The following is a 15,695-nucleotide window of genomic DNA, read 5'->3' as shown; positions in this document are numbered from 1 at the left end:
TTTCCTATCAAAATATTATTTAATTTTGTCTAAACTTTTGGGTGCAGTCTATTTTTCAGGGGTTTTTTCTATTTTTGAGGTTTACTAATCATTCGAAATGAAAATCAAATTCCTTATTATTTTTGTTCTAATGTTCATCGTCAGAATTAATGCAACGTCGCAGGAGCCAGACAGAATAATATTAGAAAACAAAGGATTCTGCTAATTTTGGATATTCCTATTTATACACGCAATATTTTTACTCACAATTCAAAAATATTCCGTTATAAAACAAAACTTTGTTGATAAGGATTAATTTATGAAATTTAAAATCAAACAATTTGAGACTTATAAGAAATCTAAATTTTACAAAAACGACATCGAAGAATATCTTCAAAATTGGGAACAGGAAAAAGAATGGGAATTGTCCCAGAAAAAATACAAGAAAAATGTCTAAAAGCAGAATTGAAGAACTTAAAAAACAATATCAATCTCCACCGACAACTGATTGTATTGATGATTTTTTCTTTGTGTTCAAAAATCTTGATTTCATAATGATTGATTATTAATACAAAATCTCTTTCGTCAAAATACTTTCAATATTATCCGGATAATCTACCTCGATAAGTTGGCTGGACGAAATCCAGTCTCTGATTTTCACAGGATCTAATTTTTCTGACGTCGCAATACCCATTTTTTCCAGTGCAAACGCATTACACTCTTGCTCATACTGATTTTCTATCGGAATAACGAATAATTTCTTATTCATAAAAAGCGCTTCTGCAGGTGTTTCGAAGCCAGCGTTACAAAGAATACCTTCACAAGACTCGAACAATTCCAGATATTTTGTTTCATCAATTGGGAAAATCTCCACATTGTTGAACTTCTGGTGTTGCTTGGCATATTTTGAGAAAACCTTCCATTCCACATCTATTCTTGTAAGGAAATTAGTAATTACCTCATCCGAAAAACTTGGAAGATAAACCAGATAATGGCCTTTATTTTCTGGATTTAGTTTTCTGATTTTTTGTCTGATAACCGGCTTTTTGATATGCAAATTATAATTCTCAAAATGAAACCCGATTTTCTTATCACAAGGTACATAATGCTTCAAAATCATATCGCCAAACCAATCTTTTTTCTCAGGTTTCGGCGTTTCTTTAAAGGTCAGAGATGCTTGATGACTCAGTTCTACAATCGGCAGGTCTTTTAATTTTGCCGCCCAGCCTGTCAATGGTTCAAAATCATTAATGATTAAGTCATAAGCATTCAAATCTAAATCTTTAATGACTTTCGCAGCTTTAAAAAAATTATTCTCAAAAAACGTTTTCTTGTAAGACAATCCACCTGTTTTGTTATAAAGCAGAGAAATCCCTTTGAATCGAAAATCGATATCAAAATCCGACTTTAATTGGGTCTGATGTCCACTGATTAAAGTATCAACAAGAGCGTGCTTTTTCAAAATCGGGATGATCTCCTGAGCTCTTGCAAGATGTCCGTTTCCTGTGCCTTGGAATGCATATAATATTTTCATATGGCTTCAAAAAATAAATATTGGTGTTTTTATAATTTTAAATTAGAAACTTCGACAACTCTTCGAGAACCTCAAGATGACAAAGTGTGACATTTCTAATATTAAATGTTTTAGCAGGGTCAGTCTAATGCTTTCGAAGACTTCATGCAATCTGAGTCACAATTTTCATCAGTTCTTCGCTGTTGATTTCCTTTAGTTCTTCCGGTTCTTCGTCGTTCAAAAGATGCTTTTCATCTTCATAAACAAACAATTTCCATTCGCCATTATGATATTCCAAAGCGGAAAGATTTTCCACCCAATCTCCAGAATTCAGATAAATACATTTTCCTTTTTTGCTTTCCACTTCTCGGATTTGAGGTTGATGAATGTGTCCGCAAATCACATAATAAAATTCATTTTCAATCGCTAGTTCGGAAGCGGTTAATTCAAAATCACCGATATATTTCACGGCTTTTTTGACATTATTCTTGATTTTTTTTGAGAAGGAATATTTTTCTCTTCCCATTTTTTCCAATCCCCAATTCACAAGATTATTAATCGCAATCAGCAAATCGTAACCTTGACCGCCGAGTTTTGCAATCCATTTGGAATGTTGAACCGATGCATCAAAAACATCACCGTGAAAAATCCAAGCTTTTTTCTCACCAAGTTTCAGAACGTGTTTGTTACACAACTTCAATTTCCCTAATTCGAAATCTGTAAAATTTCTGAATGCCTCGTCGTGATTTCCTGTGATATAAAAAACCTCCGATTCTTTGGTCGCAAAAGAAATCAGTTTTTTAATAACCTTGAGATGAGACTTCGGAAAATAAGATTTTTTGAACTGCCAGATGTCGATGATATCACCGTTCAAAATCAATGTTTTTGGACGGATAGAATTCAGATATCTCAGTAATTCTTTGGCTTTGCAACCATAAGTTCCAAGATGTACATCAGAAATAATGACAATCTCAACATTTCTTTTCATATGTAGATTATATTTTTTTCCAAAGGCCATATGCAATCGCCTAAGCGATTTCATCAATAATCAGATTTGTACAAAGAACGAAATCTAATTTAAACTGAGCGTGAATGCTATTTTATTTTTGTTGATGAGAAATCTTGTTTTTTCACTGATTCACTTAATATTAATTTAAAATATTGGTGGTTATTCTCTCAAAAATATTAGTTTTGTTCAGTTACAATTTATATTAAAGAAGTTTTAAAATTTTATTGCAACACAGAGCTCACAAAGAATTTATAAAATAATGCTCAATATTTCACAAAGTCGCTTCGCTTATAAGAGAATTTATTCTTTGTTAAGTTTTACGCCTTTGTGAGCCTTAAAACATTCAATAAATGATATCTCAGTGGACTTTGTGTTCAAAATATTTAAATAAATAGAAAGTTATGAAAGGTCAAAACAAACTGTTTTTCGCAATTATTTTTGCATTGATTTTGGGAGTTATTTTAGGAGGAGTTGTCCACACCAAATATCCCGATTCGGCAGATGACTTTTCAAAAAACATCAAACTTCTTGGAACCGTCTTTATCCGACTGATTCAGATGATTATTGCGCCTTTGGTTTTCTCGACTTTGGTGGTTGGGATTGCAAAAATGGGCGATATCAAGATGGTTGGTCGTGTTGGTACAAAAGCGATGCTTTGGTTTATTACAGCATCTTTGGTTTCATTAATGATTGGATTGGTTTTAGTGAATTGGCTGGAACCAGGCCACGTGACACAACTCCCGATCCAAGATGCATCTTCGGCTTCCGAAATCGTGAGTAACAGCAAAGGATTTTCTATGGAAGACTTTGTAAAACACATCATCCCAAAAAGTTTGTTTGAAGCTTTTGCGACTAATGAAGTTTTACAGATTGTTGTCTTTTCTGTAATGTTCGGAATTGCATTGTCTGCAATGGGCGAAGACTATACAAAACCTGTCATCAAAGGTTTGGACGTGATTGCTCACGCTATTTTGAAAATGGTGGGTTACATAATGTGGGTTGCTCCACTTGGCGTTTTCGGAGCGATTTCTGCAGTTGTTGCAACCAATGGTTTTGAGATTTTCAAAGTCTATGCAATCTATCTTCGAGACTTCTTCTTTGCCTTAGCCGTTCTTTGGCTGGTTTTACTTTTGGTGGGTTATATGATTCTTGGCAATCGACTTTTTGATTTGTTGAGAAGAATCAAAGAACCATTATTGATTGCATTTTCCACCACAAGTTCCGAAGCGGTTTTCCCGAAATTGGTAGAAGAATTGGAAAGATTCGGATGTAACAGCAGAATTGTTTCTTTCATTTTGCCTTTGGGATACTCTTTCAATCTTGACGGAAGTATGATGTATATGACGTTTGCATCTATTTTCATTGCTCAGATTTACGGAATTGATATGCCTTTGGGACAACAAATCATAATGCTTTTGGTTCTAATGTTGACAAGTAAAGGAATTGCGGGTGTTCCGAGAGCAAGTTTGGTAATCATCGTCGCGGCGTGTGGAATGTTTGATATTCCTGTGGAAGGAATTGCTTTGATTCTCCCAATTGACCATTTCTGCGATATGGGAAGAAGTATGACAAATGTGTTGGGTAATGCCTTGGCGACTTCTGCTGTGAGTAAGTGGGAAGGACAGTTGGAGAGTTAAAGAATCTGTTTATCTAAAAATAAAATTTCAATGTCATCGAAAGTCCAGATGGAAAAGAAAGTATTCTTGATTGTTTATTAAGTGTAGAAAAAAATGGAGATTTAGATATCGTAGAATTTATCATTTATAGATACAAACAAATCGAACTCGAAAATCATCAGAAAGCTCTACTCATTTACTCTTATTCCAAAAGAAGTTATGATAAAAATATAATGAAATTTCTAAAAGGATTATCCACAGAAAGAGAGCATCTCTTAAATGTAATGATTTCGAAAGAAATACCTGAAATTATAATTAATGACAAATCTTGATTCAAAGGCAAAATCCCATAGCCCTGATGGGAACGGCATCCTTTTTTGTCATTGCGGAGAAAGTTTCTAAAGATTGCTTCACGTCGTTCGCAATGACAAAAAAGATATAGTGGACAGCAGGTTCCCGGCTCCAAAATGAGTTGTAATGTTTGAGAGTATGGGAGTTTTTACCTTATCATTAATTTTCTGAACACTAAAATGCTCAAACCCTACTACTCATAAACCCTGTTAAAAATCATCAACATAGACAAAATCATAAATTCAATTAATTCTAAATTAATTTTAAAATCCGTAATTTTGTAGCCACTTAAAGAATAATAAATTTTATGCTGACGAAATCAAAAGTTCAGGATTTTCTGAAAGAGATAGAAGTGGATGACCTTGTGAGTAATTTCCAAGTGATGGGCGATGATGTGTATATCGATATGACATCTCACTCGCCTGCAATGCACGAGAAAAAGAAATTGGAAGTTGCTATGAAACAAGCTTTTGCTTCGGAATTCGGGGAACATATCAACTTGAAATTGAAAATAACTTCTCCTGAATTACCTGCAACGCCTGCGACAAACGAAATCAAAGGAAAACAAATTCCGGGAATTCAGAATATTATCGCCATCGCTTCCGGAAAAGGTGGTGTTGGAAAATCTACTGTTTCTGCTAATCTTGCGGTAACGTTGGCAAAAATGGGTTTCAAAGTTGGATTGCTGGATGCGGATATCTACGGACCATCTGTTCCTACAATGCTTGATACAGAAGGACAAAAACCAATTTCTGTAGAAGTTAACGGTAGAAATCTGATGAAACCAATTGAAAATTATGGTGTGAAAATGCTGTCAATTGGATATTTCTCAGGCGCCAACCAAGCAGTAGTTTGGAGAGGACCAATGGCTTCTAAAGCTTTGAATCAGATGATTCGTGATGCAGATTGGGGCGAATTGGATTTCCTTTTGATTGACCTTCCTCCAGGAACCGGCGACATCCACTTATCTATTATTCAGGAAGTTCCGGTAACAGGAGCGGTGATTGTAAGTACACCTCAACACGTTGCGCTAGCCGATGTGAGAAAAGGAATTGCAATGTTCAATATGGAAAGTATTAATATTCCGGTTTTGGGATTGGTAGAAAATATGGCTTATTTTACGCCGGAAGAACTACCTGACAATAAATATTATATCTTTGGAAAACAAGGTGCTCAATATATGGCAGAAGATTTGGGAATTCCTGTTTTGGGAGAGATTCCATTGATTCAAAGTATCAGAGAAGCCGGAGATGTTGGAAGACCAGCGGCGTTGCAGGAAAACTCCAAAATCTCTGAAATCTACACAAAAACTGCCCAAAATATGGTAGAAAGTCTTGTTGAAAGAAACAAAAATCTACCTGCAACCGAAGCCGTAAAAATCACAACAATGGCTGGTTGCTCGCCTAAGAAAAAATAATAAAATGGATAATACAAATCAAATTCAGGAAGAACTGGTAACCAAAGTGATGGACGCCTTGGACAGCATCCGCCCGTTTTTGCAAAAAGATGGTGGCGATATTGAGCTAGTAGATGTGCAGGAAGACAAAGTTTTTGTCAAACTACTCGGAAACTGCTCTAGCTGTGGTATCAGCAGTTCTACAATGAAACTGGGTGTGGAAAACACCATCAAGCAATTTGCGCCAGAGATACAAGAAGTTATCAGCGTTTAAAAAGTAAAATCCCGATTCAGTTTTTGAATCGGGATTTTTTTATTCTAAGTATTTTGTTACTCTACGATTTCTGCATCGATGATTTTGGAATTTGGATTATTCCTTTGACTTTCCCAAAGCAGAAACTTGTCCACTTCTTTAATTAATAAAGGAATTGCTAAAGCTAAGATTGCTAAATCATCCAAAGCCCCAATCACAGGTACAAAATCTGGAATGATATCAATAGGCGAAATCACATAAATCAAAGCCAAAGCAGGCAACAGAATATCTGTGAATTTCATTTTATATTCTCCTTTGTAATACAATTTTATCATTCGGAAAACAGAAGGAATCTTTTGCAAAAATCCTTTGTGTTTAATAGCTTCCTGAGCCAGTTTAAATTTTGAATATTTCATTTTTGTTTTTGTGTTTATTTTTCAACGAATCAAAGTTCGCAAATTCTATTCCATTGTATTTTTAATAATTGTTAATTAACTTTCTTTAAGATTTACATTATTTTTTTGAAAACTTTAACCACATAGACACATAGAAAAATGCTAGAATAAGATTTCACTAAAGTTAAAATAGCTATTTAATCTTTAGTAAGTATTTTAAAATTCAAAATCTTATGTGTCTATGTGGTTTTAAAAATTTACGTCAATTTGTCCGTCAGTTTTGCAAATTGTTTCTCTGCGCTTTTCCCTTCATACAAAATATCATAAACCGCATTGATAATGGGAAGTTTCAGCTTCTTTTCTTTGCAAATAGCATAGATTCCGTTAGTCGCATAATAACCTTCGGCAACCATACTCATCGACTGAATTGCAGATTTAACAGTATAACCTTTACCAATCAAGTTCCCCAAGTTTCTGTTTCTGGAAAATAATGAATAAGCCGTCACAATCAAATCTCCCAGATAAGCACTGTCATTCACGTCTCTAGGTTCCGGATAAATTGCTTCCAGGAAAGTTTCCATTTCACGAATCGCGTTGGAAACATAAACCGCAATGAAGTTATCTCCATAACCCAAACCGCTCGCAATCCCGGCTCCAATAGCATAGATATTTTTAAGAATTGCAGAATATTCGTTTCCGAGAATATCGCAACTTGTATTGACTTTAATATAAAAAGAAGACAAAATCTCTTGCAAGGTATCCGCATCATCTTGCTCGGCAACAGCAACCGTCAAATAAGACAAACGTTCCATTGCTACCTCTTCTGCGTGACAAGGTCCAGCAATTACCGCTTGATTTTTGAATCCAATTTTGAATTCATCACGAAGATAATGCGCTACAATATCATTGTGCTTCGGAACAATCCCTTTAATAGCAGAACAGAATAATTTTCCTTGATAATCACAAGTCAGCTTCTCCATAGATTCTGCCAAATAGATAGACGGAACCGCCAGAATAATCACATCACAATTGGAAACCAACTCGTTGATATCTGTTGTAATATGAAGTTTTTTAAGATTAAAACTTACCGTCGTCAAATAGCTCGGATTGTGCCCTCTCTGTTCAATAGCACCTTTTACAAACTCATTTCTCACGCACCAATGCACAGATTTGCAATTTTCCAAAAGCATCTTTACAATAGCCGTTGCAAAACTTCCGCTTCCTAAAACTCCAACGCGTGTACTTTTAGTTGCTTTAGTCAATTTCTTTGTCATTTTTGTTTGGCTTTAATAGCAACTACAAATCTAAGGTAATTTATGAATCTACATAAATCTAAGTTTCCTTTAACAAGAATTTAAGAATAATTAACTTTTGTTATAGATAAAGACATCCGTAATATCGATTAACATTGATAAAAATAAAAATTCCTTACTTTTGCAGTCCATTTTAAAAATCTATTAATGGTCCAATTTCTGAAATCGAAGAAGAAAAAAAATATTGTCCTTATATTATTACTAATTATCTGTTTTATTGAAGGTCTTGTCATCGGTAAATTTTATAATGACAAAGATGATAAAGTCTATCAGGTCAATATTGTAAAAATCAATAATGAAAAAGACAGCATAGACCATCTTCAACTGAAAACCGACCTCGCTCTTGTTGACCAAAGCATCAGAAGTATTGACGGATTTCTAAAATCAAAAAATGTTTCTGACCTTAGAATAGAAAGACTAGCAAAGGATAGTTTGGAAAATGAAGTTTACTTGGCAAAAGTCAGTAATCGATACAGCCAATATTTGGTTGACCTTGAGCAAAGATTACAGCAGATTCCTTTGGGAATTCCGACTGACGGTTATATCTCTTCCAATTTTGGAATCAGAAAAAACCCTATTCCTCCAAAATCTACTGACATTGCCAATAATTCTAATGTTGCTGAGGAAAAAGACAGTCTTGGAAATGTCGTGAAAAGACAAGCGATTGTAAAAGAAGACAAAAATGCATCCAGCAATGCGCCTGCTGAAAAAGACCAAATACAGTTCCACAAAGGATTAGACGTAGCTGTAGCTTACGGAAGTCCTGTGAAAGCAGCAGCAGCTGGAAAAGTGATTTTCTCTGGCGTGAGAGGCGGTTACGGAAATTGTGTTATGATAGAACACGGTAATGGTTTGGTGACTTTGTACGGACATCTTTCCGAGCTTTTGGTTGAAACAAATGACAGAGTGAAAGTCAATCAAATCATCGCTAAATCCGGCAATACTGGACGTTCTACTGGACCTCATCTTCACTATGAAGTTCATAAAAATAATCAGCCGATTAATCCTAGATTGTTTTTGAATTTTTAATTCAATAGGTCTTCGAGAATCTCAGACTGATAATTGGATTGTCTTCGAGAACCTCAGACTGACATTACAAATTGAAGTAAAGTTCTTTCAATTAACTTTTACGCAAAGATTTTATTAAGATTAAAGTTTCCAAAGATTCAATTAATTGAATTTGGTTAAGGTTAATTTCATTCGAAATATCATCAAATAAAAAACGCCCGACTCAATAGAATCGGGCGTTTGTATTTATTTGTAAAAAATTACTTCTTCAATACTTCAAGAAACTCATCGTGAGAGATTGCAGTTTCGTTTTTCTTAGATTTCTCCAAGATTACGTCTTTCAATTTCGCCATAGCAACTTCAGAAGAGATTTGTCTTACTTGGTTCTCATCTTTCAACATTTCTGCTGCATATTTTTGAACTTCATCATCTCCTAAATGGTGGATTCCGTAGATTGCTAACTGGTTTCTTACCAATTGCTCAGCTTGTCCAAGAACTTCTGCATAATCCAAATTGATTTCGTTATCGTTCATCAATTTTCCTTCAAGGATTTGACCTTTGATAATGTTTTTCTCGTTCTCAAGGATTTCTTTTGCCTGCTCTTCAGAAGTGATATTTTGATTAGAGAACAACAACCATTTGATTAAGAATTCTTCTGGTAATTTGATTTCTTCTTTCTCGTTTATTTGCTCTAGAATTTTGTTTACGAAATGAACATCAGCATTTTGTTGGAAATACTCATCCAATTCAGTTTTAACTCTAGCTTTCAATTCTTCTTCAGTTGTGATAACATCTTTACCATAAACTTTGTCGAACAATTCTTGGTTAAGTTCTGCCAAGTTCAATCCGTAGATATCTTTTACAGTTACTTCAACCTCGTTATGGTGAAGGTGTTCTGCTACTTCTTTGCTGAATCCTAATTGTTTTGCCAATTCTTCTTTAGCTACTAAATCTTCTTTAGAAACTTTTACAGAACCGTCTTTTTTCAATTTTTTAACCAAATCGTAAGCTTCTTTTTGCTCTTTAGAAACAGTGATGTTTTTTGGAGCGTGATTGTGCTCACCTTCTGCATCAGCTTCTACAACTTGAGAAACCTCTAGAGCAACGTAAGAATCTTTACCGATTTTCTCTTCAGCTACTCTTTCTGCAAAACGCTTTTGCATATTTTCTACACTTGTAGATATTTCTTTGTCAGAAGCTTCTACTTTGTAATGAGGCGCTTCATATTTAGTCAAATCCACAGTGAATTCTGGCTCATACCCAACTTCAAAAGCTACAGACAAAGACTCAGCATTGTGATTGAAATCGTTAACTGGTTGAGGAACTGGTTGTCCAACTAATCTTAGTTTGTTTTCGTTTACATAACCGTTCAACGCTTCAGAAACCTGCTTGTTGATTTCTTCGAAAGCAATTCCTGCTTCATATTGTTTTCTAACCATACTCAATGGCACTTTTCCTTTTCTGAATCCAGGAACCTGTGCATTTTTTGCATAGTTGATTAATTGCTTTTCTACTTTGTCCTTATAATCTGCTTTCTCCAATGTCACTGTAAGTAATGCACTTACCTCATCGTGGTTTTTAGCTGTAACGTTCATTAATTGAAATTTTTAGGTTGCAAAAGTAGTCAAATTCTGAGGAACTTCAAAATTAAATATAAGCTTGAATTTTATAAAAAATCATAAAATTTCATTAAAAAAATAAAGATGCCTTACAAAAGACATCTTTATTTAGATATATTTGAATGATCTTGGGATTAATGAGCATCCACAGTAATATCAACATCTGTTTCACCTCCAGTTGTCTGACCTAATTGGTTGGTTGCTGACGGATAGTTTTGATTAACTGTTGAAGGACCGTGGATTAATTTGATATTCATTTTTCCAGTTTCTTGAGTAGAATTAACAGTCCATTCTGTTTTCATTCCTAATTTTTGACCGTCTGTTCTTACAATATCGTCTGCAGCCCTCATTACAACAATATCCGCGTTAGCTGGACCAAATGTAATAAAGTGGTGGTCTTTTTCTTCCTCAATCTCATCAGAAGAATGGTAATGATCGTCGTGTTTGATTTGGAAATCTAATACTGCGGTGTAAGTATCACCAGCGTGCAAATGTAAATGTCCGTCTGCAACTCCAGAAATTACATTGACAGTTTGCACATCAGAAGCATCAGCTTTATTAGTCAATGTTAAAACCACTTTTCCGATTTCGTCGTGCTCGTGTACATCTTCCGGAACTGCATCGTCATCATTTCTACAAGACAAGATAAAAAAGGCTGCTAAAAGTGCTAGTGTTATATTTAATATTTTTTTCATTTTGATTTAAATTTTAAGTTGTAATAATTAAAAATTGTATTTAAGAGTTAAGACGAAGTTTCTTCCTGGCTCGTACATATAATATCTCAGCCTGTTCAGATATTCACGATACTCTGTGTTAAATAGGTTGTTGATTCTGAAATTAAAATTCAGATTTTTAAATAAGTTGGCTCCAATTGAAGCATTAAATAAAGTATAAGCCGCAGGTGTAGAACTGAAATCGACTGTCTCATTATACTCTACGCCATCTTTAATAAAAGTTACCGGAAGATTTCTTATCGGAAAACGATTTTGTTTGAATGTATTTTCGTTCTCCAAAGCGATATAGAAATTCTTTGGTTTATTAAGCGTCAATTCGATTGAGTTTCTCAATTTAGCAGGCATCATTAGAATCAATGGTTCATTATTAGAAAGGTCGTCACCTCTTAGAATACTGAAACCTGATTTCCATTTCAGATTATTCAAAATAGACAATTCTGCATCGGCATCAACTCCAATCATTCTGGCTTTGATTTGCTGATAAGTCCAAACTGGGAAAACACCTCTATTGGTATTAAGAACACTGCTTGGAACTTGGTTCACAAAACTGTCAGAATACATCAAGTAAGGATTGATTTCCAAATGTAATCCTCTCAACACATCAAAATGACCTGCCAATGAAAGATTAATATTATAAATCGTTTCTTTCTTGATGTTCAGATTTCCTTCTTCCATAATGGCTGCCGAATGATGCAATCCATCCGAGAAAAGTTCTGCAGGATTGGGTGTTCTTTCCGCTCTTGATAAATTAAGTCTAAACTCATAATCCTGAGTCGGTTTATAATCCAATCCAAGATTAGCTGACAAATTATGATAATCCAAAATAGGTCTTGTCAAAGTTCTACTGCCAGATTCCTGCACAAAAAATTGTGAGAAAATTGCGGCATAATTGGCTTCCCATTTATCAGAGTCATAATATTTATAAGAATCATATCTGCTGAAGTCATATCTTACAGCAGCTTCTCCATTAAGTTTAGAATTGAATTTATATTTAAAAACTGAAAAAGCGCCTGCATCATATCTGTAATAATCCGGAATTAGACGTCTGGCTTTGGTCGCAGGATTTGGATAATTATCCTGATAACCCGCGGAGATTCCACTTTCCAAACTCCAATTGGAACGCTCCAGCAAATGAACCAAACTCGCCGAATGTGTTATGAGTCTCAAATCCATAGAAGGTAACTCATTCAGCTCGCCTCTTCGGATATCATATTCCTTTCTTCTGTTAAGCTGAAAGCTATATTGAAAGGTCAGTTTTCCGAAATCTGCGAAACGTCTGTAAGCAGTCAATTTTGCAATATGATGTTCCACTTCTTGCTTCGGATGGTCTATATCATAACTGAAGTTGTCCAAAAAGTAAGGCTGTCCAAAATTAACGGCATTGTAAAAGTCCTCGGGACTTGACAAATGTGCACCCTTGTAAATCCCAAATTCCTGATTGGTTCCGCTATACGACACATCAAAACCTTGCAGAAAACTACGCTTCCCGAACGAGAAATTAAAAGAATTAAATTCCATTCCGGTATTTTGCAACGTATGATGTGGCACATACTCGTCACCCGTTTTCCGATAACTTCCGCCGGCTTTTACAAACCATTGGTTTTCCCAGGCTTTGAGAACATTAGCACCAATTTCTCCGCCTCTTCCATTAGAAATCCCCGAAAGCCTCACACTCCCCATCACGGTATCTTTTTTTGGCAGATTCGCAGGCTCTAGAATGACAACACCGCCAACACCTTCATTCCCGTACTTCAAAGCGGATGCGCCCTTCACAACATCAATATGTTCAAAATCATTGACATCGATATTCGGTGCGTGCTCTACACCCCATTCCTGTTCTGCCATTTTCACACCGTTGTTTACGATAGAAATTCGACTCCCATACAAACCTCGGATAACAGGTTTTGTGATATTATTTCCTGTTTTCAAAGCTGATACTCCAGAAATTTTTGATAAAAGATTCCCAAGATTTTCCGTGGAATTCCTCTCGATTTCCGTTTTATCCAATGTTCTCACAATCATAGAACCTTTGGTTTTATGATTGCCGTGAATTGTTACACCTTGGATTTCGTTGCTGTGATGTTCCAAGGTAATCGCCAAATGAACATCCTTTGTAACTCCTACATTTTCAGTATAATCACTACAATCAGGATGTTTTGCAATGAGTTTGTACTGACCTGCAGGAATTTGCTTAAAAGAAAACTTTCCCGTTTTATCTGTTCTGGTGGAGAATTCTCCGATTTTTACCACAGCATTTTCCAACATCGTTTTGTCGTGAAAATCCTGAATAGTCCCTTGGACAGTATATGTTTTCTGTGCGTTTATAATTGTCAATCCACAAAAGATGAACAATAAACTATATATCAATTTCATTGTAAAATAAAAGATTGCATACTTTTCTTTGTAAAAAAGTATCTATAAAAAAATCTTGAAATTTGTTGTAATTATCGACGGATTCGCACAAATAAAAATGTACAAATTTTAATTACTATCAATATCCAAAACAAACCTCAAAGGCTCATTTTTTAATTAATGAAAATTAAAATAGTCGATAAAAAATTGGTCTAAATCTATTTCAAGGACAAGATTACAAAAGCTCACAGTTTCCAAAACATCAATCAATTGATAGTTATTAAGCTTGAGTCTTCTAGACTTTTTCCTGGATTTAGATTAATTATGAAATAGATGGAGGACCGCGAAGCTGAAAAGAGTATTTGGTCGCTGACCATATTTTTTCCTGTACAGAAAAAGTTTGTTGTGCTTCGTTGGTATGGTTTTCAAAATGAAAAACGAATTCTTCCGGAACCAATGAGTTTCCAGTCGCTAGAAAATGACAAGCCAAACAATCTCCGGATTGACTTTTGGAAACTTCTTTGGAAATACTTTTCTCCGTTTTTTTGAATCCGGAATCTCTGAAGTAAGATTCGCCTTCGTGATTGTGTAATTTTGAAGAAAACAAAGCCACAAAAAGATACATCGCGGCAAAAAATACCGAGATAAAATTCTTAACAACTTTGTTCCTTCTGATTAACATCAATGCAAATGTAGAATATTTTTTGTGAAAAATAGAGATTATGTTAAATCCTAAAAATATTTAGACTTTAAAATGAATCTGAAAAAGCCTCTCATATTTTGCAGATGACTCCAAAAAATCTGCTTGATTTGCCAAATCTGCGAGAGACATTTCCTTCCAAGAATTACAAAATCCTATTTCTCTTCTTCAAAATACAAACGGTAATATTTCCCTTTATCATCCTGTCCGGTTTCCAATTTGTCTCTGTCGCCGTGGATGTAGATATGGAAATTTTTATCGAGTTTAATAATCGATTTAAAATGTCGCTGTTGTTTTTTAACCGCCTGATTATTAATTGGGAAATCTTCTGCAATCGAAATTTGCATATCGCTTTCATAATCAGATTTGAAGTTGGAAAAACTCTCGATAACATTATCATCCACCAACACCTCTTTTACAAAATCATCGTACTTAAACTCTTCTTTATCCTTAAAGAAATTGATGGACTTGTTCAAGAAATCTGCTTGGTCTGCTTTGGAAACCTCGTATTCTTCAGGTAATTTTTGGGTAATGAAATCTTTGTAAACAGACAAAGTTTCCTGTGTATGGAAGTATTCGTTGTCGCGCTGTTTTACTTTTAGGAAATCCTCGAACCAGTAATACATATCGCCGTTTTTGTTATTATCTACAACAGACAAAACATAGCCACTTTCTTTTTCGCTGTTATAAATCAAAGCCGCTTTATCAATCTTGGATAAACTGATTCCGAAATCTCTTTCGATTTCAAAAGATTCGTCCTGAGGATTGATTTTCAGGAAACCTTCTCTTTTTTCGGTTTTGAAAATCCCGATAGAATCCGTCTTTTCACTTTGCCCATCAGCAGACTCAAAAACTTCGCCTTCAAAATAAACCAGAAACATCTCACCTGCTTGAACTCTTGGATTCTCCGCCGCTTCAAATAGATGCTTGGCAATATTCTCAGATTCCCATTGGAACTTGGCTTTATCTTCAAAAATCTCCGACACAGAACTATAAACAGGATTGTTTACCAAATAAGAATCACTGTAAAACTGAAACTGCTCCTCAGATTTAAAAGCACTGATGAAGTAATTCCCCAGCAATTCTTTCATCTCCTCATCCAGCTGAAGCTCCTCCTGAGAAAGCGTTAGAGATTCTCCATTGATTTTATTCCCGACTCTGTGAACTGTAATTTTTGAAAACATTGTTTGTTGTTTAGGATTGCAAAGATAAATTATTCTAAGGTTTTCTAACGAATGAAATAATGTCATTGCGAACGAAGTGAAGCAATCTCATCAATAAAAAAAATTCTTAATATTTGAATATCATAATATAAATCTTTCCTGTTTGGATTCACTGAATAAATAAAATCAAGTTAGAAAAACTATTTGCCAAAAACAGACTCCTAATAAAAATCCCCAAGCTTGGACTGCCCCCAAAAAGTTATACACTTTTTAGGGGCATTTTTTATGAGAAGA

The 15,695-nt window shown here is 34.9% G+C and carries 14 protein-coding genes; 5 read left to right on the top strand and 9 right to left on the bottom strand.

Annotated elements, in window-relative coordinates:
- Window positions 1-298 precede the first annotated feature (298 nt).
- Window positions 299-436 carry a hypothetical protein gene (locus RTY06_RS15805; protein ID WP_312825931.1) on the top strand — a complete coding sequence of 46 codons (138 nt, stop codon included), beginning with the start codon at window positions 299-301 and terminating at the stop codon, window positions 434-436.
- 108 nt (window positions 437-544) lie between these two features.
- On the opposite strand, the gene RTY06_RS15800 is transcribed toward RTY06_RS15805, so the two are convergent.
- Together RTY06_RS15800 and RTY06_RS15795 are read right to left on the bottom strand one after the other, a co-directional pair.
- Window positions 545-1,513 (bottom strand): glycosyltransferase family protein, encoded by a 969-nt coding sequence (locus RTY06_RS15800; protein ID WP_312825930.1) that lies wholly within the window; start codon window positions 1,511-1,513, stop codon window positions 545-547.
- 142 nt (window positions 1,514-1,655) lie between these two features.
- On the bottom strand, window positions 1,656-2,480 hold the full coding sequence (locus tag RTY06_RS15795) for a UDP-2,3-diacylglucosamine diphosphatase (protein ID WP_312825929.1): 825 nt from the start codon (window positions 2,478-2,480) through the stop codon (window positions 1,656-1,658).
- Between the two features lie 422 nt (window positions 2,481-2,902).
- Here RTY06_RS15795 and RTY06_RS15790 point away from each other — a divergent pair, with 422 nt between their 5' ends.
- The 3 genes from RTY06_RS15790 (at window position 2,903) to RTY06_RS15780 (ending at window position 6,138) form a co-directional block, all read left to right on the top strand.
- A complete protein-coding gene (locus RTY06_RS15790) occupies window positions 2,903-4,138 on the top strand; it encodes a dicarboxylate/amino acid:cation symporter (protein WP_312825928.1) in 1,236 nt (411 codons plus the stop codon).
- 637 nt (window positions 4,139-4,775) lie between these two features.
- On the top strand, window positions 4,776-5,885 hold the full coding sequence (locus RTY06_RS15785; protein ID WP_312825927.1) for an Mrp/NBP35 family ATP-binding protein: 1,110 nt from the start codon (window positions 4,776-4,778) through the stop codon (window positions 5,883-5,885).
- A 4-nt stretch (window positions 5,886-5,889) separates the two neighbouring features.
- Window positions 5,890-6,138, top strand: coding sequence for a NifU family protein (locus RTY06_RS15780; protein ID WP_116032951.1), 249 nt, complete (start codon window positions 5,890-5,892; stop codon window positions 6,136-6,138).
- Window positions 6,139-6,194: 56 nt separating this feature from the next.
- Here RTY06_RS15780 and RTY06_RS15775 read toward each other — a convergent pair whose 3' ends face one another.
- Together RTY06_RS15775 and RTY06_RS15770 are read right to left on the bottom strand one after the other, a co-directional pair.
- Window positions 6,195-6,533 (bottom strand): DUF1232 domain-containing protein, encoded by a 339-nt coding sequence (locus tag RTY06_RS15775; RefSeq protein WP_312825926.1) that lies wholly within the window; start codon window positions 6,531-6,533, stop codon window positions 6,195-6,197.
- Between the two features lie 236 nt (window positions 6,534-6,769).
- Entirely contained in the window at window positions 6,770-7,786 is a 1,017-nt protein-coding gene (locus tag RTY06_RS15770) for an NAD(P)H-dependent glycerol-3-phosphate dehydrogenase (protein ID WP_312825925.1), read from the bottom strand.
- Between the two features lie 186 nt (window positions 7,787-7,972).
- Here RTY06_RS15770 and RTY06_RS15765 point away from each other — a divergent pair, with 186 nt between their 5' ends.
- A complete protein-coding gene (locus RTY06_RS15765; RefSeq protein WP_312825924.1) occupies window positions 7,973-8,854 on the top strand; it encodes a M23 family metallopeptidase in 882 nt (293 codons plus the stop codon).
- A gap of 239 nt (window positions 8,855-9,093) precedes the next feature.
- Here RTY06_RS15765 and RTY06_RS15760 read toward each other — a convergent pair whose 3' ends face one another.
- The 5 genes from RTY06_RS15760 to RTY06_RS15740 form a co-directional block, all read right to left on the bottom strand.
- Entirely contained in the window at window positions 9,094-10,428 is a 1,335-nt protein-coding gene (locus RTY06_RS15760; RefSeq protein WP_312825923.1) for a trigger factor, read from the bottom strand.
- A gap of 158 nt (window positions 10,429-10,586) precedes the next feature.
- Window positions 10,587-11,147, bottom strand: coding sequence for a hypothetical protein (locus RTY06_RS15755; RefSeq protein ID WP_312825922.1), 561 nt, complete (start codon window positions 11,145-11,147; stop codon window positions 10,587-10,589).
- 27 nt (window positions 11,148-11,174) lie between these two features.
- Window positions 11,175-13,559, bottom strand: a complete 2,385-nt coding sequence (locus RTY06_RS15750) for a TonB-dependent receptor (RefSeq protein WP_312825921.1) — start codon at window positions 13,557-13,559, stop codon at window positions 11,175-11,177.
- Between the two features lie 301 nt (window positions 13,560-13,860).
- Complete coding sequence (locus tag RTY06_RS15745; protein WP_312825920.1) at window positions 13,861-14,220, bottom strand: hypothetical protein; 360 nt, start codon at window positions 14,218-14,220, stop codon at window positions 13,861-13,863.
- Window positions 14,221-14,393: 173 nt separating this feature from the next.
- Entirely contained in the window at window positions 14,394-15,422 is a 1,029-nt protein-coding gene (locus RTY06_RS15740) for a nucleoid-associated protein (RefSeq protein ID WP_312825919.1), read from the bottom strand.
- Between the last annotated feature and the right edge of the window lie 273 nt (window positions 15,423-15,695).

The sequence above is a fragment of the Epilithonimonas sp. genome, from assembly GCF_032055105.1.
Lineage (GTDB): Bacteria > Bacteroidota > Bacteroidia > Flavobacteriales > Weeksellaceae > Epilithonimonas.
The sequence above is the reverse complement of the archived record's forward strand: the minus strand, read 5'-3'. Positions and strand labels throughout refer to the sequence as shown.